Source organism: Pseudoalteromonas sp. BSi20495 (genome assembly GCF_000241185.1).
GTDB lineage: Bacteria > Pseudomonadota > Gammaproteobacteria > Enterobacterales > Alteromonadaceae > Pseudoalteromonas > Pseudoalteromonas fuliginea.
Genome location: NZ_BADY01000158.1, coordinates 84,227 through 106,905 on the forward strand (window position 1 = coordinate 84,227; position 22,679 = coordinate 106,905).

Sequence of the window (22,679 nt, forward strand, 5' to 3'; positions counted from 1 at the left end):
AGTGGATAGTGACGTATTAAAATGCGCCTTTATACCTAATTGACTAAAGAAGAGTTACCATGACCTGGGGTTTAGAAACAGCACGCGCCACTTATAACGTTGCTCATTGGAGTGATGGTTATTTTGATATTAACGCACAAGGCGAACTGGTGGCTTACCCAGATGGCGACCAAGCAAAACCGGCCATTTCTTTAACGCAATTAACTGAGCAGTTTAAGCAACAAGGGTTAACGTTGCCGGTTTTAGTACGCTTTACCGATATTTTACAAAATCGTGTAGACACACTTACTAACGCGTTTACGCAAGCGCGAGCAAATCGTGAATATAACGGTAAATACACCTGTGTTTATCCAATTAAAGTAAATCAGCAGCGTTCTGTAGTAAGTAAACTATTAGCGCACCCAAGCGGACTTGTTGGCCTAGAAGCAGGCTCAAAGCCAGAACTTATGGCTATTTTGGGTGTAGCAAAAGAGCCAATCACAATAGTGTGTAACGGCTATAAAGACAGTGAGTTTTTACGTTTAGCGTGTATTGGTCAAGCAATGGGCCACAGCGTAAAAATTGTGGTAGAAAAGCTTTCAGAACTGACCACACTACTTGAAGAAATAGACAACCTAGGCATTGAACCTGCGATTGGTATTCGTATTCGCCTAAACTCAGTAGGCAAAGGCAAGTGGCAAAACACCGGTGGCGAAAAAGGCAAGTTTGGTTTAACGGCAGGCCAAGTACTAAGTGCTGTTGAAGTGCTTAAAAAGCATAATAAGCTGCACTTAATGCAAATGGTGCATTTTCATATTGGTTCTCAAATTGCCAACATTCGTGATATTCACCGTGCTTTGCGTGAATGCGCACGCCACTTTGCTGAGCTTACGCAATTAAACGTACCGTTAAATACCGTTGATGTGGGCGGCGGCTTAGGCGTTGATTACGAGGGATCTGGCTCACGCAGTGCGTGTTCAATGAACTACACAGTAGAAGAGTACGCACGTAATGTAGTGAATGCATTTGCAGAGGTGTGCGACCAACATAACCTTACCCATCCGGCTATTATCACCGAATCGGGACGTGCTTTAACGGCTCACCATGCGGTATTAATTACCGATGTAATAGACGTAGAAAAAGCGCCAAATCATTTAAATCCAGAGCCACCGCTTGAAAATAGCGCATTAGTGCTTGATGAAATCTGGCAGTGTTTACAGCGTTTAAACCCGCGTATGGCATTAGAGATTTATCACGACGCTATGCACTTATTTAGCGAAGCGCACGATCAGTACGTGCATGGCTTAGTAAGCATGCTAGAGTGGGCAAAAATAGAGCAGCTTTATTTTACTATTTTACATCGTGTACGTGCATCGCTTAGTAATAACGCGCGCGCGCACCGTGAAGTGCTCGACGATTTAAACGAAAAGTTGGCTGATAAACTCTTTGTTAACTTTTCATTATTTCAGTCATTGCCTGATGTATGGGGTATTCAGCAGTTGTTTCCGGTTATGCCAATCGAAAATTTAACTCAGCCATTGACTCAACGTGCGATTATTCAAGATATTACCTGTGACTCTGATGGGCAAATCCGTGAATACGTTGAAGGTGCTGGTATCGAAACTAGCTTACCCATTCCAGAATATAAACATGGCGAGCAATACCATATTGCGATGTTTATGGTGGGCGCATATCAAGAGATTTTAGGTGATTTACATAACCTATTTGGTGATACCGATTCGGTGCATGTAGAGCTTAACGACGAAGGTTATGTGTTAACCAATGCCATAAAAGGTGATAGCGTTAAGGATGTATTAAAGTTTGTTGACTATGATAGCGCTATTTTAGCTGACAACTTTGCGTACCAAGTTAATAAACTTGATGTATCGACGCAGTGTAAACAAGGTTATTTAGCTGAGCTTAATGCAGGCCTTGAAGGTTATACCTATTTTGAAGATTAATTTGTAAGCAACTGAAAGCGCAGTATTAGTTGCTGCGCCATGTTTAAAGGAAGTAGAAGTAATGTCAGTTATTCGCAGTGTACTTAGTATTATTTTGTACGCAATAAACACACTCTTTTGGTTTGTGCCTATTTTTATTTGTGGGCTTATAAAGCTTATCCCTATTAAGCCACTGCAAAAATTAATGAGCTGGGTTGCTAAACAATGTGCAACTATTTGGGTGACTTTTAATAGCTTAAATCAAATGTTATTTACGCCAACAAAACTTAACGTAACTGGCCTTGAAGAACTAAAACTAAAAGATTGGTACCTAGTAATAGCAAACCACCAAAGCTGGGTCGATATTTTAGTATTACAGCGCGTGTTTAATCGTAAAATTCCATTTTTAAACTTCTTTTTAAAAAAGGAGCTTATTTATGTGCCCATTTTAGGCTTGTGTTGGTGGGCGCTTGATTTCCCGTTTATGACGCGCACGAGTAAAAGCCAATTAAAAAAGAATCCAAAGCTGCGTGGTAAAGATTTAGAAACTACGCGTAAAGCCTGCGAAAAATTCAAAGAGATGCCAGTAAGTGTGGTTAACTTTGTTGAAGGCACTCGTTTTACTACGCAAAAGCATGCGCGCCAAAATAGCCCGTTCCCACATTTATTAAAACCAAAAGCGGGCGGTATTGCTTTTGTAATGCAAGCAATGGGCGAGCAAATTACTAAAGTGGTTAACGTCACAATTCATTACCCCGATGGCATCCCTACTTTTATGGATTTTGCTGGTGGTAAGGTAAAAAATATCAACGTACACGTGGAAGTAAGGCCGGTAAGCGAAGAGCTTATTGGTGACTACACCGGTGATTCTGAATTTAGAATTCGCTTTCAAAGTGAGTTAAATCGTTTATGGGTAAATAAAGAGCAAACATTGCAATCGCTCGAAAAACCATAAAGAAAAGGTAAAAAATATGAGCTTACAGTTATGCTAAAAAAGTGGTTACCAAATTGGCTTAACGGCTTAATTGTAGGCTGCGTGTTGTTTTCTAATGTCATACTTTTTGGCTCGCTGGTATTAATGCTGGGTCTTATTAAGTTATTGCTTCCTTTACCTATTGTTAATTCTATATTGCACAGCGCTTATCGTGGTTGGTGTAACGGCAATCGTTTAGGGCTTTGGTTAGGTTGCCCTAATATTGTGGTTGATATAAGTGGCGACTTAAACTCAAAACGTTGGTATTTACTGATTTGTAATCACGCGAGTTGGTTAGATATAACCGTACTTAGCTCATTACATGCTTTGCCTGCCCCTAAGTTCTTTTTAAAAGATGAATTAAAATACGTTCCTTTTATTGGCACTGGTGCGTGGGCTATGGGTATGCCGTTTATGAAACGGGTAAGCAAAGCGCAGCTTGCTAAAAACCCTAAACTCAAAGGGCTTGATGTAGAGCGAACTAAACATAGCTGTCGTAATTTCCGTCATCATCCTACTACCATCATTAATTTTGTTGAAGGTACACGCTATACGCCAGCCAAACATAATCTGCAACAAAGTCCTTTTAAGCATTTATTAAAACCCAAAGCGGGCGGCATTGCTTTTGCGCTTGAAGTATTAGCCGATCAATTTGATGCCATGCTTAATACAAGTTTAGTATATAGCGGCAAAACAGATCATGTTTGCCGTAACTTGTTGAAAGGTGAGTTAGATTCTATTTATGTTTCAATAAACGTAATGCCCATTAATGACAATATGCAGGGCAGCTATCAAAGCGATGACGTATTTAAAGTTAATTTTCAACATTATGTGAATGAGCTATGGGTTGCCAAAGATCAGCAGCTTGCCGATATTTATGCTCAACAAGATTTACCTGAACCACAAATCAGTAAGGAAATTGAAACACTATGACGAATACCCACCTGCAGGAGTTAATTACTCCTTGGTTTGATAAAGTGCCCGATGCAGATTTCCTGAGCTCAATTACAGCTACTGCGATTGGCGTATGTTCTCTATTAGTACTGTATTTATTTACGCGTCGTTTAATGTTGCCAGGCATTCAAAAAATAGTAACTAAGCTTTCTCCCGAGCGGATTGGTGCACTTTCTCCAATGTTAACCAAGCTCAACAAACGTATTGCAGGGTTGCTTTGTTGTGTTTTATTTTTAGCGACCTTCGACAGTGTTTATCCGGTTAACGAATTGGCCGCCGAAATATTAAAAACGGTGGGGCAGGCTTTATTAATTATCTACGTCGGCTTTATTATAAGCAGCATAGTGAGTATTGCTGGCGCTATTTATAACCAACTTGAATTTGCTCGTGAAGTACCTATTCAGGGCTTAATTCAGGTTGTTAAGCTAATCACCTTTATTGTGTGTGCAATTTTAATTGTGAGCATTTTTCTTGAGAAGTCACCCACTTATATTCTCTCTGGTTTTGGTGCTATTGCTGCGGTTACATTATTAGTATTTAAAGACACCATATTAGGCTTTGTAGCGAGCATTCAAATAGCTGCAAATCGTTTAGTAACGTATGGTGATTGGATCCAAGTAGAAAACTACGGCGCCGATGGCGAAGTGATTGATTTGGGTTTAAACACAGTAAAAGTACGTAATTGGGATAATACCATCACAACTATTCCAACTTATATGTTGGTGGCGGGCTCGTTTAAAAACTGGCGCGGGATGCAAGAGTCGGGCGGTAGGCGTATTAAACGTTCACTTAATATAGATATGCACAGTATTTGTTTAGTAAGTGATGAGTTTAGAAAGCAAATTGATGCGGCTATTCCGCTACATGACTATATCCGAGTAACGACACTACCTGCGCAAGTTTCTAATTTAGGGCTGTTTCGTCGTTATGCTGAGGGCTATTTAAAGCAGCACAGTAAAATTAATACGTCGCTTACGTTAATGGTACGAGAGCTACAACCAATGAACCACGGGTTACCGATTGAGTTTTATTGCTTTAGTGAAGACAAACGCTGGATTTCGTACGAGCATTTACAAGCCGAAATAATGGACCATTTACTTGCAGTATTGCCAGTGTTTGGGCTTAGGGCATATCAAAGTGTTAGTGGGCAATTAAGCCCTCCTAACGAGCAACAAACAGATAAGCCAACATTTAGAGTGATGGCAAATAGTGCTGCAAAAGACCCACAGCAATAAATAAAGCTAAGAGCCACCAAATAGGTGGCTTTTTAAATCGCAGCCATGCAAATGTAATTATTACTAACGCAATTTGCCAAAAGTTATGTACAGCCGATGTCCAAATTGGCGAATACAGTGCAGCCGCTAAAAAACCAACTACCGCTGCATTAAGCGCCGCTATTGAACTTGCAAAACGTGGCTTACTTGCCAAATTAATCCAACTCTTCTGAAACGCCAGTATAAGTAAAAAACCAGGCATAAATATAAGCAGTGTAGCTATAAGGCCACCCACTAGAGGTTGCTCAGTAGTAAGTTGTGCGCCTAAGTAAGTAGCAATAGTAAACATAGGCCCAGGGACAGCCTGCGCGCTCGCGTAAGCACTTAAAAACTGATCACCACTCAATACTGGTACGCTAGCTTGAAGTACCGGCAGTACTACGTGTCCGCCGCCAAACACCATTGCACCCGCTTGGTAAAAAGGGGTAAACAAAGCAAACTCATGCCCTAGTGGAATAAAGCTAACACCAAGTAAGAGCGCAAATAACCCCAGTGCAATCCAATTAATATTACTTTTTGTACTGCTAGCATCTTTTGCTACTGTGCCAAGTTTTAATAAAGGCCATATAGCACCTATTGTGGCAGCGGTGATTAAAATAGCGATTTGAGTTCCCATCATTGGAAATAACACCAAAGCAAGTGTACTCATTACCGCAAGTAACTTAAGCGCAGCACTTGTACAAAAGCTTTTAGCCATACTAAGTGTTGCATCAGCGACTATAACAACGGCAAATAACTTTAAGCCTGCAATAATAGCAAAGTAAACAGCGTCAAACTGATGGGCACTAACCGCAAGCAGCACCATTATTAAAAACGAAGGCAAGGTAAAGCCTACAAAAGCAGCTATACCACCCAGTACTCCTGCACGCTCAACACCAATAGCAAAACTAACTTGGCTAGAGCCTGGCCCTGGTAATGCTTGGCTTAAGCTAATAAGTTGTGCGTAACGGGTGTTAGTTAGCCAATTTAACGAATCTACAAAGTGGCGCTTAAAATAGCCTAAATGCGCAGCTGGGCCACCAAAGCTCATGCACCCCAGTAAAAAAAACTGTCTAAAAATAGCAATTAACATTGCGCTCATATCCTTTGTAAAATTCATTAAATTGTCACAAGGGAGTATGACATTTTTATTAAAATGGCACATTAGTTAGCGTATATAACTTAAAGTGCGCTGCTTTAAATTAAATAAGTCTATTTTTATTTGTCAGACATTGCTAAAAGTGCTCTTTATGCATACACCTCTAATTCAGAGATCAAATAACGAATGCTAATACATTAAACCGCATTTACCTCAGTAAATTTTAAGCCTTTCAGGTTATGCTGTTTCACCAAGTCATATAGACCGTCCTTTTGATCTGTACAAAAGGTGAAAATACCGGCTCCCTTAACGTTGAATAATCCACCCTGTTGTATAGCACCTTTACTGAGGACTAACTTTTTAAAGCGCCTTACCCTGTTAACACGGCCATTTTTAAAATTTAACTCTGTATGCTCTTCATTAATAGCTACTTGCTGACCTAAGATATTTAATGCAAACCAACTCTCACCATTCAAGCTTAATGGTAAAAATTCACAACAATCCTTTAACGTAAGCTCAAATACTTTTTGTAAAGCAATAGGTATAGCGAGCGACATAGTCCCCCATGCAGCTATATCTGGTTTGTTAGTCGGGGTTTCACCTTCAACTACCAACCAATTAACATCTACAGGACGCCAATTATCATTTTTTGGCGTACCGTCGAAAGTAAAAATATCGTTGTTTGTTAACTGCATAGATTGCTCAAACATCGTTTCTTGTAAAAGTAGATATTCACCTGCATTAACGCTAACAGCGTAGATTTTATCAAAATTTTCCATTAAATTACCTTAGTACCATGTTTGAAATTTCGTCATGTATTGGGAAGTCACCACTTTGTAGTTCGCCACCAATACCTTTAAGCAGCTCAATTGTAGTGGTCAAAAACAAAAGGGATTAACATATTGCGCTAGGCAATGCCTACTTAGCTTTATAAGGTTTGTGTCATTAAGAGGTATTTGGAGCAATACTCATTACGGGAGATGAACCGCCCATTGCAGTTCTCGCTAATAAAAACGCATGATGAGTGGTGTGGAGGTTAGAGACCTTCGGCTACCCGATTAGTTGTTTGACCGAACCACACAGCTATTTATCTTCACCAGACTCCTTAATATCATTTAACATATCTTGATAATCATCTTCTGTTTTAGGGCCAATCACACATGAATCTTTTGGATGCTCTTTATCTAAAGCTTTCTCGGATTTTTTATGTATTTCGCTTTGCTCGCGCATAGATTCAATATTATCTTCTAATATTTACATTGCTTCTTTTTCATTCATTTAGTTAACCTCAGTTGTAATATTCAATTTGTTTTTCCTATTCTTATAGTCTGAACGCTCATAAACCTCAACAAGCTTACTGATTCACCGGATTACTAATTAAACAGAACATATCAATTAAACAGAAAACACAATTACACGGACATCTATACTAAATTTTGTTTAATGAGTGATGCTTGGGTAAAAATGTAAAAGGAGATGAACTTTTAGCTTAAAAAGCAAATTAACAGCACAATATTATTTGTACAATTAAAGTGGCTGTCTAGTTTAATTCATTTCAGTTTATATTCACGTCGAACTTCATCAATTAAACGATGCCTAGAGCTCTTAAGTCGCTCATGTGGTGCAAACATAGAGCTAGATTTATCTAATAAATTAACCGCTTTAGTTAATTGTTCAAGATCTATTTTTTCTTTATTTAGTTCTAGAGTTTCACTAATTTGCAATACAGCTAACTCTTTACCTGCTATATCTTCAGGAAGTCCAGACTTTGTACATAAGCCATAAATGCCGTTTAAAAAATGGCCCCATTCTTCTTCAATATGTAATTCAAGCTTTGAATTAACTTTTGCATTATTAGAAGCAAACCCAGCTTCTTTTAACTCTGATATTGACTTGGAATATCTTTGGGTAAAAATAGGGAAAACATCTTGAAGATTAGCGGTTACCTTAAGCATACCAATCCATGATAAATATCCTTTAGCATAATATTCAATTTCGTTTTGGTTATTAAATTCACCAAAGAATGAATCGCTAGAATAATTTAACGATAATTTATATGAACAGGTTGGCATTACTTTTTTTTCTTGAAAATAAGAAAGCTCAGCTTCACTAATTTTGGTTAAATTAAGTAATTGTTGTTTAGTATAATAGTTTTCATTTAGGTAATTGATAAGATCCATTTACGAGGATACTCCTTGAAAGCTCTAACAAGCTTGTGAATTAACGCGTTTTTATTTATAAACGAACCAATTAGAGTGGCTGTCTAGTTTATTTTCTATTCATTACGGGAGATGAACCGCCCATTGCAGTTCTCGCTAATAAAAACGCATGATGGGGCTGGAGGTTAGAGACCTTTGGCAACCCGATTAGGCTTATTGGTAGATAGTTTCTCTTTTTGAAACCAAACAAATATTATTAGCCGTGCCTTGTGGGGATAGGTAATAATTAGCACCGCCAGCATTTTTTAAAACTATAGTTTTGTCATTTAGTGTACCCACAAACTCCATATCTTTATATGTTTTTTCTCTTGCCATTAAGCAAGACTTTGCTAGTGCAAAGGTTTCAACATAGTAAGTGTCACATTTACCGTCAGAGTTAATGCTTGCAATTACTGATACATGAGAATCGCCATCTGTATATCCTTTTGAAGAAAGTGAAGAGTACATTCTGTTATCAGCAGCGTCTTTATTCCATGTAGCATGAGAACCATGTGCTTTTTTATCTATGATAAAGTTAGATATGTGTTCTATTTGAGGAATACAGCGTTTAACTCCTTTCTCTTTTGCCATACTTACAACTGAATTGTCTTCCGCTAGAGCATTTGTTGCTAAAAAAGATAACCCAAGAAAAGTACCGATTAACCTAAAATTCATTATAACTCCCTAGTTTGATTTTAATATTGTAAGCCTAACAATTAATAGTTCACTCATCGCGCATATTTGTGCCGATAAAACGCTTATTTTAGTTTTAACAAATTACCTAAGATATTACTATTACTAAGTTTTCTATTGTCTTTGGGCAAAACTAAATGAAGCAATATGCGCGCCTCGTTCATTTTGTGAATATGTAAGCAACAGTTTGACTATTCAATTAGTTATTATATTTTGACAATACCAATGTTCGCTTATAGCTCATGGTCGCCTATCAGATGAACTTTAAACCAAGTCCTAATGACTGTAAGCCTTGGTATGAGCTGCTACATTTTAACACTCTCTTCATAGTTTGTTCATACGTGTATTTGCATACTCCTGCTAAATTCTTATTGAATAGGTAACATCATGACTTTAACTAAATCACTTTTAAGCGTAACCGTATTAGCTGTATTGCTTTCAGGTTGTGAAATGAATAACGCAGGTAAAGGCGCAGCAATTGGCGCTGCCGCAGGTGGCGTATTAGGTAAAGCTACGAGTAACCATAAAGATAAACGCTTTTTTATTGGTGCAGCAATAGGGGCACTTGCGGGCGCTGCTGTTGGCGACTACATGGATAAACAAGAAGAAGCATTTCGTGATGAACTAGCGGGTTCGGGCGTTGAAGTTGTGCGTGAAGGCGACAACTTACGTTTGGTTATGCCATCAAATATTACCTTTGCGACGGATCAATCTTATATTTCATCAGGTTTTAACGACACCTTAAACGCGATTGCTAACGTTATGAATAAGTACGAAAAAACCTACCTTAGTGTTGAAGGGCATACTGATAGCACAGGTAAAGATAGCTACAACATGAACTTGTCGCGCGAGCGTGCACAAAGTGTAAAAGACTACTTAGTGAATCAACAAATTATGGCTGCACGAGTTAGCACTAAAGGCTATGGCGAAACTCGTCCAATTGCGACTAATGAAAGTGCAAATGGTCGTGCTCAAAACCGCCGCGTAGAAATTCAGATAGTGCCTAATACGCAAGGTTAATTTGTAATTTATCAGATGGCTTCCTACTGCAAGCAAACTCAACGTAGTTAACGTTGAAAATAGTGACTTGAGATAGTTTATTATTCTCAGTTGAAGTTGGTTATAAACCGCGCTCATGCGCGGTTTATTTGTTTATTTAATGGCACTTTTAAACCGGTTAGCTGTCATAACTAGTTCTTTCATAGGGACATATTTATGGCAAAGTGGCGTTCGACAATTATTTTATCAATACTTTTACATGGATTATTGTTGTTTTTTTTAGCAACTTTAAAGGTACCTGAAATAAAGCAGCCGCAATCACCGCCAATTAAAGCCTATATGGTAAGTGTGCCAGCCAAAATTAAAGCAACACAGCAAGCGCTTCAACAGAGTGTTAATAAAAGTGTGCGCATAGAAAAAAAGCCAAGTGAGCCGGTAAATAAAACAGTATTAAAATCAGTAAGCTCTTCTAGTAAAAAAGCAGAAAAAACGGCTGAACCGGTAAACTCCACTATAACAAGCTCGACCACAATAAATGCCCACTCTGCAGAATTAACGCCATATAAAAAAATCGACTTACAAAAAGGCCTTAATAGCATTTTACAGCAACAAATAGGATCTTTACCTGCTAGTACAACCTCTACTGGTACAACAGCTGATGAATACGCAACGGTAAAGAGGATCACAGTTCCAAAAGTACACTCTGCAACGGTAAAACCACTATTACAAATAGAGCAGCAAAGTATGCAATTTACTACCTATCGCAAAGGTGATACTTGTTTTAAAAAGGTGTTTATTGGCGCAGGCGTTATGCCAAAGAATGACTTACCAGATAGTTATTTAACCGCAGGGCAATTGTGCGGTAAAACTAAGTTAACAGAGGCTTATGATGCGGCTATGAACAAATGGTTTAGCAAAAAGTAGCAGCAAAGCCGCTGCTACTTTAATTAATTACTTGTACCAGCTCAATCTTTATTAAACTGTAATTCACACAGTTTTTGATACAACGGGTTATTTGCTAACAATTCTTGGTGAGTACCCGTTGCTATAATCTCCCCATTTTCCATCACTACAATTACATCGGCATGTTTTACCGTTGCCAGCCTATGGGCAATTATTAACGTTGTTCTGTTTTGCATTAGGTGTTCAAGTGCCGCTTGTACGTGGTGCTCACTTTGTGCATCTAGTGCGCTGGTGGCTTCATCGAGAAGGAGTATTTCTGGGTCTTTTAATATAGCGCGGGCAAGCACAATACGTTGCTTTTGCCCACCAGATAACCTAACGCCTTGCTCGCCTAAAAAGCTGTGATAGCCTTGTGGCAACTGTTTTATAAACTCATCGGCGTGGGCGTGTTTTGCAGCGGTATACACTTGCTCATCGGTTGCATTTGGGTTGCCGTAGCGGATGTTATGCATTACGTCGGAGCTAAATAAAATAGGGTTTTGCGCTACCATGCCCATTTTATTACGCAGAGTATTAAGCGATAAATCTTTAATGTTTACATCTTTAAATTTAATGGCTCCGCTGGCCGGATCGTAAAAACGTTGTAGCAATTCAAATAATGTAGTTTTACCAGCGCCGGAAGGGCCAACAATAGCCACAGTTTGGCCTTGCTCGATATTTAGGCTTATTTTATTAAGGGCACTTACGTCGGGGCGAGAAGGATAGTTAAAGCTAATGTTTTCAAGCGCAATTGCAGGGCTGCTACTTTCTTGCAGTAAATTACTATCTTGTGGGTTTAACGGGTTTTCTATTTCACTTTTAACAGCAAGTAACTCAAGTAATCTTGCAGCCGCGCCTGCTGCTCGTTGTAGTTCGCCATACACTTCAGCAACGGTAGCCACCGACATTGCCACCATAATAGCGTAAAACACAAATGCACCTAACTCGCCGCCGGTCATAGTACCCGCAAGTACATCGTTACCACCCACCCAAAGCATTGCGCTAATGGCACTAAAGGTTAAAAAAATCACTACGGCTATTAAAAACGAACGTTGTTTGATACGTTTTTTAGCCACGTTAAAGGCTTTTTCGGTCTCGAGTGCAAAGGCATGTTGCTCTTGTTCTTCGTGGCTATAGCTTTGCACTACTTTAATATTTTGTATGATTTCGCCGGCATAGGTACTTATGTCGGCAATAGCATCTTGGCTAGAACTTGCTAGTTTTCGTACCTTGCGACCAAATATCATCATTGGGACAAGTACCAGCGGTACACACGCTACAACTACTAAAGTAAGTTTTAAATTAGTAAACAACAGCATAGCAAGCCCACCAATCAACATAAGTACACTGCGCAGCGCCATAGAAAATGATGAGCCAATAATTGATTGTAGTAATGTGGTGTCGGTGGTTAAACGCGACATAAGCTCGCCACTGCGGTTTTCTTCAAAGTAGCTAGGGTGTAGCGTTACAATACGATTAAACACGGCTTTTCGAATATCGTTACTGACTCGTTCGCCAATCCACGACATTAAATAAAAACGGCTAAAAGTGCCTACTGCTAATAAGCTGATTAAACCAATAAGTACTAATACGGCCTGCTGTAATTGGGCCTTTGATCCTGCAATAAAGCCATGATCAATAACAAATTTAACACCTTGCCCTAATGACAAGTTAACGCCTGCGGTAACTAATAACGCAGCTAGGGCAGCTACTACCATCCATTTGTACGGTTTAATAAACGCAAAAACAGGTAATAAACTGCTAAACGCAGCTTTTTCGGCTATAGATGTTTCTTTTGACATAGTGGATTCTTTTTGAAGGTTAAGGTATAGATATGGCATCATCGAATTAAAAATCAATAGTATTAAATATCATCAATAAGGATTCGTTATGACTACAAATATAATAAACGGTGAATTTACAGTCACTTTAGCGCCCATTGAAGGTTATGCCAAAGGGCAGCAAGGCATTAACTTAGGACGCATGTCGATAGATAAAACATTTAAAGGTAGCTTAAATGCCACCAGCCAAGGCGAAATGCTTAGCGCCATGACGCCTACGCAAGGCAGTGCCGGTTATGTTGCCATAGAGCAAGTGTTAGGTGAGCTTGACGGCAAAAAAGGCAGTTTTGTATTACAGCATTTTGGCACTATGGATAAAGGCCAAGACAGCCTAATTTTAAATGTAATTCCCGATTCAGGCACTGGCGAACTTGAAGGCTTAAGCGGCAGTATGAAAATTCGTATAGAGCAAGGTATTCATTACTATGACTTTGAATACACTTTAGATAGTAAATAACCTCAATTCTGGATAATAAATCTATCTTGAGCAGCTATTTTCAGCGCTAACTGCGTTGAATTTACTTGCAATAGGCCCGCTATTGACGCGTAAATTCGCCTTGTTTTCACTGAAAATCTCTGGCTAGAGAAAATAAATTTAAATATCATTATGATTCAATACGTTAGTAAGTTTCTTAACCAGATTTCAGGTTAAATAAAAAAGCATAGGTAAATACTTATGCGGATTAGCTATTGAAAACCATAAGTTATAAGGGGTATAAATGGCTTTATCTGTTTGGTTGAGTTTAGCATTGGTATGCATGATGGGTGCAATGTCACCAGGGCCAAGCCTTGCAGTGGTGTTAAAGCACACGCTTAGTGGTGGCATGAAAAACGGTATGCTTGCCGCGCTCAGCCATGGTATTGGCGTTGGGCTTTATGCTGCAGCCTCATTACTTGGCTTAGGTGCATTAATGGCTCAACTTCCAACACTATACCAAATATTGGTGTATTTAGGCGCTGCGTATTTAGCCTATTTAGGTTTAAAAATATTGCTAGCAAAACCAATTAATAACGAGCTGCAAGTACAAAAGAGTGAAGTAAGTGCGAGTAAAGCGCTACAAGATGGATTTGCGATTGCTTTTTTAAACCCTAAACTCGCGATTTTCTTTTTAGCGTTGTTCTCACAATTTATAGATCCGCAAAATCTCACTTTAAGCATTGGTATTATTATGTGCTTAACCGTGTTTGTAATTGATACTGGTTGGTATTTATTAGTTGCAGTGCTAACTGAGGTGTCTAAAAACCGTTTTGGTTTTACCAAGCAAAATCCATGGTTAGACAAAATACTGGGTGTTGTGTTTATTGCCCTAGCCATAAGGGTGGTAATTGGTTTGTAGTTTCATAATCGGTTGTTGCTGAATTATTTGTACAAAATAGCTACAGCCAAAGCCCTCTATGATGCATACGTATTCATCACAATTTGATTACCTTTTAGTTACACTTTGTTGGTTATGTTTTAACTGCACTGACTGACATAACGCATAACAATAACTAAAAGGTACGCACACATGAAAAAATTCAAATTAAGCGCGCTAATGCTGGCATTATTTGCTGCAAATAGCGCAATAGCGAATGAAAGCCAAACTAAGGACGAAAGTAAACCTGAAAAAGTTCAAGCAGACTTAGAAGTAATTGAAGTGAGCGGCTTTAGCCGCAGCTTAATACAGTCTTTGAATCAAAAGCGCTTTAGCGATACGGTATCGGAGCAAATATCAGCGGATGACTTAGGTACTTTACCTGATATATCAATGGCTGATGCACTGACGCGTTTACCTGGTATATCGGCGGTAAGAACCGGCGGCCAAGCTGCACAAATTAACATCCGTGGGCTTTCGGGCGGCTTTGTTTTTTCGACATTAAATGGTCGCGAGCAAGTATCGACCAGTGGTAGTCGTAGTATTGAGTTTGACCAATACCCTTCTGAACTTATTAGTTCTGCTGCGGTATATAAATCACCCAAAGCATCCTTAATTGAAGGCGGTGTAGCGGGCACTGTTGAACTTGAAACAGCAAGCCCATTAAATAATTCACAACAGCATAAATTTGTAGCCAATGTGCGAGGCATGTATAACGACCGTGCGTCAGAGGTATTTGATGCAACGGAGTTTGGCGACCGGATTAGTTTTTCATATCAAGGTAAATACCTCGATGACACACTTGGCGTAGCACTTGGTTATGCGCGATTATTTCAGCCAAGCGTCGCAACTCAGTTTATTGGCCTTGCTTACAATGATACTAAAGATGTTGATGGGCTCGCTAACGACACTAATGGGCCAACGCAAAATCCAGCAAACGAATACATAAGTGAAGGCTTTGAACTACAGCACTCAGGTGGAGAAGAAACTCGAAATGGTTATTTAGCCGCAATAGAGTGGGCACCTGTTGATAACTTTAAACTTAAAGGGGATGCGTTTTTATCTCGATTTGATAAAAAGTCATTTGCTCGTGGTTTTAGGGTGAAGTTAGGTGGCCCTTCTGCAGCATATGCAAATCCTCAGCTTGATGGAAATACAGTTATTGGCGCTGCCGTAAATCGAACTTCACAAAGCTATACTCGCGTTGAAATAGTAAATGATGATAACCAAGACTTTGACGAAGTAGATAGCTTTGGTGTTAACGCTGATTGGCAAGTGAATGATCGTTTAAGCGTTAATGCAGACGTGTCATTATCACGCGCTAAAAGTAACTTTAGAAATGGTTTGTTATGGAGCTTAGTAGCTGAAGATGCCAACGCAGAGGCCCCTGTGTTTGATACGAACGTTGCGATTAACTATCAATTAAATGGCCTAAGTTTACCCGATGTTGGCTTTAATCAAGCTGCTGCATTTAGCGATATAAACCGCGTTATGGTTAGTAAATACGGTATTTACCCGGATCAAACCGAAGATGAAGTAACCGCATTTAGGCTCGACTTTAAATACGAATTAGAAAACGATATATTTAGCTCTGTTGAGTTTGGTGCACGCTATTCTAATAGAGAATATAGCCGTAAGCGTTCGGTATTTGAATACGGAAATGATGGCGCATTTTCATCAACACAGCCTCCGATGCGTTTAACAGACGAGATGACCTCAATTGTTGATTGGCAAGGTGAGTTTAGTTATTTTCCCTCTTATTTAGCCATTGATTTAGACAAAGCGCTAAACGCATGGTTTCCAGATGGGACACCACAACCAGTGCAAACATGGGGTAATGCAGACGGTGTTGATGACGCCCAAGGATATACTAGTAATTACTCCTGGACATTATTGCAAAGTGGTTCAGTGTTTGAAGATGTATTGGCCGCTTACGTGATGGTGAATATAAATACTGAAGTTGCTGGTTTAGCGTTGTTAGGTAACGTGGGTGTACGTCGAATTGAGACAGACCAGTCGGCAACCGTACTTGAAAACGTAAATGGTGATGCCCGCTTGGGAGCACAAAATATTGTCGACGAAAACGGGATTATTAACGACCTTTATGCACCCAATGTACTAGGGACAAAGTACACCGATTATTTACCATCACTTAATTTAAACCTGCAATTGAATGACAATTCTCAATTGCGGTTTGCTGCCGCTAAAGTGATGTCGCGAGCACCAATAAACCGCCTTGCCGGTGATGCCAGTGCTAACGTAAGTGATGATGGTGTCATTAATGGTTCGAGCAATAACAACCCATTTTTAAAGCCATTTTATGCTGACCAATATGACTTATCTTACGAATATTATTTTGAAGAGAGTAACGGGTCTGTAGCCGCAGCCCTATTTTATAAAAACATAGACTCGTTTGTTGAAACCTTATCAATCGAAAACTTCGACTTTAAAGGCAATGGTTTTAACGTACCTGATTTTATTGAAGACCCAATAAGTGGTGAACAAGTTGCCACAACCAATGGGATTTACACCACCGCCGTTAACAATGGCAAGGGCGGTTATATTAGAGGGTTAGAGTTAGCTTATACCCATGTATTTACGTTTTTACCCGAGCCATTTAATGGGTTAGGGATCAACGGTAGTTACTCTTACACCGAGAGCGAAATCTCGTCTATTACCAGTTTAGGAGGCGATACCGTATCGCAATCTTTACCTGGGCTTTCGAATAATGTAGTTAACGCGACTTTGTTTTATTCAAATAACAACTTCGAAACACGTTTAAATGCACGTTATCGTGATGAGTTTGTATCTGAGCAAGTTGCTATCAACGAACAAGTTGTTAATTTTGACTCTGAAACGGTGATAGATTTTCAAACGTCATACAAACTTACTGATTCCCTAACAATGCTTTTGCAAGTTAATAACCTGACAGACGAACCGACCCAAAGCTACTTTGGCACAAAGCAACGCACCGGTACGACTCAGTACTTTGGTCGTCAGCTTTATCTTGGTTTTACTTATAGTCATTAATTTAGCAAGTTGGAGCGTTTAAAAATGAAAAAAATTAAAAAATATAGTTACTTCTTAGTCGCCTTAAACTTAATGCTATTAGTTGGATGTGGCAGTGGTGATGATGTGAAATCGGGGCAAGTGTTACTCACTTGTAATGTACCTCAAGTACCAAACGAAACTGGCACACAGTGTGTCGATCCTGAGCCGATTGAATGCGCAGCGCCAACGGTTCCCGACGAAAAAAATGAAAGCTGTATTGTTGGCGCTGATCCAACGTTACCTGATCCTGTTGTATTTCCTGGCGATAATGAGGCAATTTTATTTTATAACCGCGTAACAGACGCTAACTATGAAGGTTACCGATTGCATTCGTGGAATAACGATGTGTGCGATGCTTTTGCACCGCCTTTTGATACGAGCGATTGGGAAAACGGCCATGTGCATGATGGGATAGATCCGAATTATGGTGCTTATTGGATTATAAAGCTCAAAGCCGATTACAACGAGTGCGCTAATTTTATTATTCATATAGGCACAGAAGGTGATGGTAAGGCATTTGGTGATGTTGATTTAACAATGCCATTAATGCAAGACGACGAAAAATTTCAGCGTATGAACTTTACTTTACATGGTGAGCCGTCTGTTTTTGAGTTTCCTATTTTAAATTTAGGTGAGCGTCCGGTTGCTATTGCAGGGGCTTCTGCACATTGGATAGATTTAAATACAGTATTATACAAACCGAGTAATGAACTGAGTCAAATCATTAAATTATATAGCTCTGCAAGCGCAGATTTAAAGGTTGATGAAGAGACTGGATTAAATGGTCAAAGCATTGAGTTGATACAAACCAACTTAACCGATGAGCAAGCACTAAAAGTACCGCACTTGAGTGATTGGACCGCTTATCAAGGTAACTGGGATGCAGAGGCCGCTAAGCAATTAATTAAACAACAACTGCTAGTGGCGGGTTTTGATGTTGATGGCAAACTTCTTGAAGCAAGTTACGTTCAAACAGCAAAAGCACTAGATGCGCTTTATACGCAAAATGAAAATGATGCTAACGAGGCGCTACTAGGCGTTAATTACAATAACAATGCAATTGATGTATCAGTATGGGCACCTACGGCCAATAATATGATACTTAATGTGTTTGATGCCGATAAAGCACAAGTGCATAGCAGTGCAATGTTATTTGATAGTAATACTGGCATTTGGTCTATCAGCTTAGATACTAAATACGATCGCCATTACTACCGTTTTGCGTTTGATGTATATCACCCAATCACTAAAGCGATTGAAAGTTTATGGAGTACAGACCCCTATTCACTCAATGTATCAAGCAATGGTTTGTATTCGCAGCTAATCAACCTAAATGACGATGACACCAAACCACAGGGCTGGGATGAACGCAGTATACCGACCGTTACCAATCCAGAAGATGCGATTATTTATGAAGGGCATGTACGTGACTTTAGTGTGCGCGATACCAGTGTTAGTGCACCAAATCGCGGTAAATACCTTGCATTTACAGAGCGCGAAAGCGTGCCAATGCAGCATCTTAAGCAGTTGGCTGATAAGGGTTTAACTCACTTTCATTTACTACCAGTGACAGACATTGGCACTATTGAAGAAAATGCCGCAGAGCGAGTTGAAATAACCGATGCGTTAGGTAAGTTATGTGAACGTATAAATGATGAAGCAGACGCTTGTAAAACAGAAGACAAGAACAGCACTATTGTCCAGTTGCTACAAAGTTATTTACCAGGCTCCGACGATGCCCAAGCACTTGCCAGTGCTATGCGTGACCTAGATGGTTTTAACTGGGGTTACGATCCGCATCATTTTATTGCCCCTGAAGGGTCTTATGCCTCAACGGCTGAGGGTATTGCTCGCGTAGTTGAAACGCGCGCTATGGTGCAGTCGCTACAAGAAATTGGCTTAAGAGTCGTGCTGGATGTTGTTTATAACCATACAACAGCATCAGGTATTTGGGATAAGTCGGTATTTGATAAATTAGTACCCGGCTATTATCACAGGTACAACGAAGTGAGTGGTGGCATTGAGCAATCAACATGTTGTGAAAACACCGCCACTGAGCATGTCATGATGGATAAGTTTGTCACTGATTCATTAGTGATTTTAGCCCGTGACTTTGGTTATGATAGTTTTCGCTTTGATGTGATGGGGCATATGCCTAAATCATCTATTTTAGCAGCGCGTGAAGCGGTTCAAGCAATCGATGCAGATAACTATTTTTATGGCGAAGGTTGGGACTTTGGTGAAGTAGCTAATAACCGTTTATTTACGCAAGCAAAACAAGCCGATATGGCGGGTTCAGAGGTGGGTACCTTTAACGACCGTATCCGCGAGGCTATTCGAGGTGGAGCATTGTTTAGCAATAACCCAACCGATGGCAATTTAGCTGAGCAAGATACATTGCGTTTATCGCTTGCTGGGAATTTACAAAATTATATTCTAAAAGACTTTAAAGGTAATTCAGCCAAGGGCAATAGCTTTACGTGGAATACTCAGCCAACAGCATATGCACTTGACCCTGCCGATAGCATTAACTACGTCTCTAAACATGACAACGAAACGCTATGGGATCAATTACAATATAAACATGCTGCTAGTATGAATATTGAAGAGCGTGTACGTGCTCACAATATGGCGCTCGCTATGCCGCTTGTAAGCCAAGGCATACCATTTATGCAACTGGGCGCTGATTTACTGCGTTCAAAGTCAATGGATCGTGATAGTTACAATGCCGGAGATTGGTTTAATGCAGTTGATTTAACTAAGCAAAATAATAATTGGAATATTGGCTTACCTAATGCTGAGAAAAACCAAGAGAAATGGTCTGAAATAATGCCTATTTCGGGTAACCCTCAAGCTGCTGCACAACCGCAAAATATTGCTTATGCTGGTGGTGTTTTTCAAGAGTTTTTAGCTATTCGCAGTGCTAGCCCATTATTTAGATTAACCACAGAGCAAGATGTAATAGAACGTGTTGGTTTTCATAATGTGGGCAAAAACCAGCAACATGGCTTAATTGTTATGAGTATTGATGATGGCGAAGGATTAACCGACATTGATGCAAACAACGATGCGCTCGTTGTGGTTATTAATAGCACCGAGCAGTTGCTTACTCATAGCATACCAACGGCGAATGGCTTTGAGTTACACAGTATACTTAAAGATAGTGTTGATCCAATGATGGCTGCAGCTTCTTTTACTCAAGGAGATGGTGAAGGTAGCTTTAACGTACCAGCATACACAATGGCGGTATTTGTTAAGCCGCAAGACGATGGCCAAGGTGTAGGGTTAAGTGCTAATGCAACGGTGGGCGCCCCCGATGTAGTACCTTTTGCGAGTACTGCCGTTTATGTGCGCGGCTCGTTAAATGATTGGGGTACTCGTGATGTACTTGAATATGTTGGTAATGGAGAGTACCGCTTAGCTGTTACGCTTAGTGCGGGTGACTATGAATTTAAAATAGCCTCAGAAGATTGGTCTACTGTCGATTTTGGTGCGCTATCAGATGCTGATAAAGAAGTAATTGAAAGTCAAAGTGAGCCCCTAACAGCTAGTGGGTCTAACATGACTTTTACTGCCGCTATTGATGCCACTTATATGTTTGTATTTGATGCTAGCGATAAGGAGAGCCCAACACTTAAAATTTATAACGAGGAGCCATTTGTTGGTAATGCCATTTTTGTGCGAGGTACATTAAATAATTGGGGAGTCACAGGCGAACTGATTTACAAAGGAAAGGGTATTTATACTTTTACTAATACTCTCGCTGCAGGGAGTTACGAATTTAAAGTTGCCTCTGAAGACTGGAGTTCGGTTGATTATGGCTCTGCTGATAGCGATATTAGTGTAACTATAGACAAAGCTAAACTATTAGCACTTGGTGGCGCAAATATGACTATAGATATTGCTAATGATGGCGAATATCAATTTGTATTGGATGCGAGCGATTTAAGCGCCGTTACATTAATCATTTTAAATGCGGAAATGTTTGCTGATACGCAAGTATTTATTCGAGGCAATTTAAATGAATGGAGTACGGATAACCCACTTATTTATCAGGGTAATGCTACTTATACAACGTCATTAGCTTTAGAAGCGGGTGATTATGAGTTTAAAGTGGCTTCTGAGGATTGGAGTACCGTTGATTACGGTGGTGTAGGTGAATCCCCAATTGTAAATATAGGTGAACTGACTTTACTGGAAGCGGTGGGTACTAATATAGCTTTGAGCGTTGCTGAGCAGGGTAATTATACATTTAGCGTTATTGGCCCTGATAGAAATAATATAAAGGTAATAATTAATCAACAATAGCATTTAGAGGCCGAGCATTACTATATGCTCGGCTTCTATGTTTTAAATTAGAACTGATAGCTAACCGACATCATGGCAGTTGAGATACTCGACGTATCTATAATTGGCGAGTCTTCAATATCAGAGTCTAGTTGTGTGTAGTTAATCATAGCACTCACATTCCATTTTTTATTAAGCTGGTAGCTGAGTAGCATACCGGCATTATAATTCACTGTAGAGCCTAATTCGTATGCATCAAAAGTGTTTGATTCGCCCTTTGTAACACCGTAATAATAATTTGATACTTTGCTACTGCTTAGCTCAACTCCAAATGAAGGTATTAACATAATTTGTTTAGAAAGTTTGAATGGGTAGCTATAGCGAGCTTTTAATTTTGCGCCATCGCCATGGCCCAATATATCGTGTGACGCACTGGCACTTAAACGACCATACCCTGTGGTATAACTTACTTTAGAACCTGCATAGAGAGATATTTTGCGATCGTCGAGTGCTTTAATCTCGGCGAGATCAGAATCAGACGAATCAAAAAATTGACCGGGTTCCAGTATTACTGACCAATTAAACCCCTTATTTTCAACTAATTTGTAATCGAGTGCAAAGCCTCTAAAGGTTAATTTTTCACCTTCATAGTTGATCATAGGTAAGAGCAATGTTCTATTATCTGTGCCCGCATAGGGAGATTCAGTTGAAATAAGCCCAGCACCAACCGACCACGGAGATTTATCTTGCGCTTGAGCCATTAGGCTTGATAAGGCTAATGTGCTAAGTAACAGTTGCAAACTCTTTTTCACATAAATATTCATGATTACCTTCGCTATTAATGTAGTTATAAGATTTGTTATTGGTTTGACGCAGTGAGTGTAACGGTTATAAGTATTTTGAGTTGTAAGTTAGTGTGTGAAATTTTAAATATATGTAAGCAGCTGAAGTAAAGTGTTTAGTGGTTTTTTGGATTGCAATTTTTTATATGTATTACGAAATATAAGTAACATATTTTTAGAATAACTTTATATTTTTATATTTTTATATTTGATGAAATTGCATTCAATTTTGTAATGGAGTACTTTGAATTTTTATGGTGATTAGAAATAATA

The 22,679-nt window shown here is 39.4% G+C and carries 17 protein-coding genes; 10 read left to right on the forward strand and 7 right to left on the reverse strand.

The window, feature by feature from the left end; translation table 11 throughout:
• The first annotated feature begins 59 nt into the window (after positions 1-59).
• The 4 genes from speA (at position 60) to P20495_RS02675 (ending at position 5,081) form a co-directional block, all read left to right on the forward strand.
• Positions 60-1,940, forward strand: a complete 1,881-nt coding sequence (gene speA, locus P20495_RS02690; RefSeq protein ID WP_008138748.1) for a biosynthetic arginine decarboxylase — start codon at positions 60-62, stop codon at positions 1,938-1,940.
• A gap of 61 nt (positions 1,941-2,001) precedes the next feature.
• Positions 2,002-2,874, forward strand: coding sequence for an acyltransferase (locus P20495_RS02685; protein WP_008138749.1), 873 nt, complete (start codon positions 2,002-2,004; stop codon positions 2,872-2,874).
• A gap of 30 nt (positions 2,875-2,904) precedes the next feature.
• Positions 2,905-3,825: an acetyltransferase gene (locus tag P20495_RS02680; RefSeq protein ID WP_007376436.1), complete on the forward strand. Its 921-nt coding sequence runs from the start codon at positions 2,905-2,907 to the stop codon at positions 3,823-3,825.
• Positions 3,822-5,081: a mechanosensitive ion channel family protein gene (locus P20495_RS02675; protein WP_008138750.1), complete on the forward strand. Its 1,260-nt coding sequence runs from the start codon at positions 3,822-3,824 to the stop codon at positions 5,079-5,081. The genes P20495_RS02680 and P20495_RS02675 overlap by 4 nt, the downstream gene beginning before the upstream one ends.
• On the opposite strand, the gene chrA is transcribed toward P20495_RS02675, so the two are convergent.
• The 5 genes from chrA to P20495_RS02655 form a co-directional block, all read right to left on the reverse strand.
• Positions 5,038-6,192 carry a chromate efflux transporter gene (chrA, locus tag P20495_RS02670; RefSeq protein ID WP_008138751.1) on the reverse strand — a complete coding sequence of 385 codons (1,155 nt, stop codon included), beginning with the start codon at positions 6,190-6,192 and terminating at the stop codon, positions 5,038-5,040. The two genes, P20495_RS02675 and chrA, sit on opposite strands and share 44 nt — an antisense overlap.
• 203 nt (positions 6,193-6,395) lie before the next feature.
• Complete coding sequence (locus P20495_RS02665; RefSeq protein WP_008138752.1) at positions 6,396-6,977, reverse strand: hypothetical protein; 582 nt, start codon at positions 6,975-6,977, stop codon at positions 6,396-6,398.
• A gap of 304 nt (positions 6,978-7,281) precedes the next feature.
• Positions 7,282-7,428, reverse strand: coding sequence for a hypothetical protein (locus tag P20495_RS22145; protein WP_008138754.1), 147 nt, complete (start codon positions 7,426-7,428; stop codon positions 7,282-7,284).
• 320 nt (positions 7,429-7,748) lie between these two features.
• The gene (locus P20495_RS02660; RefSeq protein ID WP_008138756.1) at positions 7,749-8,378 is read right to left on the reverse strand and encodes a DUF6058 family natural product biosynthesis protein; all 630 of its coding nucleotides are present in this window, start codon (positions 8,376-8,378) and stop codon (positions 7,749-7,751) included.
• Positions 8,379-8,570: 192 nt separating this feature from the next.
• Complete coding sequence (locus P20495_RS02655; RefSeq protein WP_008138757.1) at positions 8,571-9,071, reverse strand: hypothetical protein; 501 nt, start codon at positions 9,069-9,071, stop codon at positions 8,571-8,573.
• 405 nt (positions 9,072-9,476) lie between these two features.
• Here P20495_RS02655 and P20495_RS02650 point away from each other — a divergent pair, with 405 nt between their 5' ends.
• Positions 9,477-10,109 carry an OmpA family protein gene (locus P20495_RS02650; RefSeq protein ID WP_008138759.1) on the forward strand — a complete coding sequence of 211 codons (633 nt, stop codon included), beginning with the start codon at positions 9,477-9,479 and terminating at the stop codon, positions 10,107-10,109.
• 195 nt (positions 10,110-10,304) lie between these two features.
• Entirely contained in the window at positions 10,305-11,012 is a 708-nt protein-coding gene (locus P20495_RS02645) for a hypothetical protein (protein WP_008138760.1), read from the forward strand.
• 41 nt (positions 11,013-11,053) lie between these two features.
• Here the strand turns inward: P20495_RS02645 and P20495_RS02640 are convergent, their stop codons facing one another.
• Positions 11,054-12,832, reverse strand: a complete 1,779-nt coding sequence (locus P20495_RS02640) for an ABC transporter transmembrane domain-containing protein (RefSeq protein ID WP_008138762.1) — start codon at positions 12,830-12,832, stop codon at positions 11,054-11,056.
• 88 nt (positions 12,833-12,920) lie between these two features.
• On the opposite strand from P20495_RS02640, the gene P20495_RS02635 reads away from it, so the two are divergent.
• From P20495_RS02635 to P20495_RS02620, 4 genes are all read left to right on the forward strand, one after another.
• Positions 12,921-13,328: a DUF3224 domain-containing protein gene (locus tag P20495_RS02635; protein ID WP_007376442.1), complete on the forward strand. Its 408-nt coding sequence runs from the start codon at positions 12,921-12,923 to the stop codon at positions 13,326-13,328.
• 262 nt (positions 13,329-13,590) lie between these two features.
• Positions 13,591-14,208 carry a LysE family translocator gene (locus P20495_RS02630; protein ID WP_033016328.1) on the forward strand — a complete coding sequence of 206 codons (618 nt, stop codon included), beginning with the start codon at positions 13,591-13,593 and terminating at the stop codon, positions 14,206-14,208.
• 171 nt (positions 14,209-14,379) lie between these two features.
• The gene (locus P20495_RS02625) at positions 14,380-17,256 is read left to right on the forward strand and encodes a TonB-dependent receptor (RefSeq protein ID WP_008138767.1); all 2,877 of its coding nucleotides are present in this window, start codon (positions 14,380-14,382) and stop codon (positions 17,254-17,256) included.
• Between the two features lie 24 nt (positions 17,257-17,280).
• Positions 17,281-21,585 (forward strand): alpha-1,6-glucosidase domain-containing protein, encoded by a 4,305-nt coding sequence (locus P20495_RS02620; protein WP_008138770.1) that lies wholly within the window; start codon positions 17,281-17,283, stop codon positions 21,583-21,585.
• A gap of 47 nt (positions 21,586-21,632) precedes the next feature.
• Here the strand turns inward: P20495_RS02620 and P20495_RS02615 are convergent, their stop codons facing one another.
• Positions 21,633-22,388 carry a MipA/OmpV family protein gene (locus P20495_RS02615; protein WP_008138772.1) on the reverse strand — a complete coding sequence of 252 codons (756 nt, stop codon included), beginning with the start codon at positions 22,386-22,388 and terminating at the stop codon, positions 21,633-21,635.
• Between the last annotated feature and the right edge of the window lie 291 nt (positions 22,389-22,679).

Excerpts from the sequence above, each read along its gene's own strand:
- P20495_RS02680 (WP_007376436.1), top strand. The coding sequence starts at position 2,905 with ATGCTAAAAAAGTGGTTACCAAATTGGCTTAACGGCTTAATTGTAGGC.
- P20495_RS02640 (WP_008138762.1), bottom strand. The coding sequence starts at position 12,832 with ATGTCAAAAGAAACATCTATAGCCGAAAAAGCTGCGTTTAGCAGTTTA.
- P20495_RS22145 (WP_008138754.1), bottom strand. The coding sequence starts at position 7,428 with ATGCGCGAGCAAAGCGAAATACATAAAAAATCCGAGAAAGCTTTAGAT.
- chrA (WP_008138751.1), bottom strand. The coding sequence starts at position 6,192 with ATGTTAATTGCTATTTTTAGACAGTTTTTTTTACTGGGGTGCATGAGC.
- P20495_RS02635 (WP_007376442.1), top strand. The coding sequence starts at position 12,921 with ATGACTACAAATATAATAAACGGTGAATTTACAGTCACTTTAGCGCCC.
- P20495_RS02675 (WP_008138750.1), top strand. The coding sequence starts at position 3,822 with ATGACGAATACCCACCTGCAGGAGTTAATTACTCCTTGGTTTGATAAA.
- P20495_RS02615 (WP_008138772.1), bottom strand. The coding sequence starts at position 22,388 with ATGAATATTTATGTGAAAAAGAGTTTGCAACTGTTACTTAGCACATTA.
- P20495_RS02645 (WP_008138760.1), top strand. The coding sequence starts at position 10,305 with ATGGCAAAGTGGCGTTCGACAATTATTTTATCAATACTTTTACATGGA.
- P20495_RS02685 (WP_008138749.1), top strand. The coding sequence starts at position 2,002 with ATGTCAGTTATTCGCAGTGTACTTAGTATTATTTTGTACGCAATAAAC.
- P20495_RS02630 (WP_033016328.1), top strand. The coding sequence starts at position 13,591 with ATGGCTTTATCTGTTTGGTTGAGTTTAGCATTGGTATGCATGATGGGT.
- P20495_RS02655 (WP_008138757.1), bottom strand. The coding sequence starts at position 9,071 with ATGAATTTTAGGTTAATCGGTACTTTTCTTGGGTTATCTTTTTTAGCA.
- speA (WP_008138748.1), top strand. The coding sequence starts at position 60 with ATGACCTGGGGTTTAGAAACAGCACGCGCCACTTATAACGTTGCTCAT.
- P20495_RS02650 (WP_008138759.1), top strand. The coding sequence starts at position 9,477 with ATGACTTTAACTAAATCACTTTTAAGCGTAACCGTATTAGCTGTATTG.
- P20495_RS02620 (WP_008138770.1), top strand. The coding sequence starts at position 17,281 with ATGAAAAAAATTAAAAAATATAGTTACTTCTTAGTCGCCTTAAACTTA.
- P20495_RS02665 (WP_008138752.1), bottom strand. The coding sequence starts at position 6,977 with ATGGAAAATTTTGATAAAATCTACGCTGTTAGCGTTAATGCAGGTGAA.
- P20495_RS02660 (WP_008138756.1), bottom strand. The coding sequence starts at position 8,378 with ATGGATCTTATCAATTACCTAAATGAAAACTATTATACTAAACAACAA.
- P20495_RS02625 (WP_008138767.1), top strand. The coding sequence starts at position 14,380 with ATGAAAAAATTCAAATTAAGCGCGCTAATGCTGGCATTATTTGCTGCA.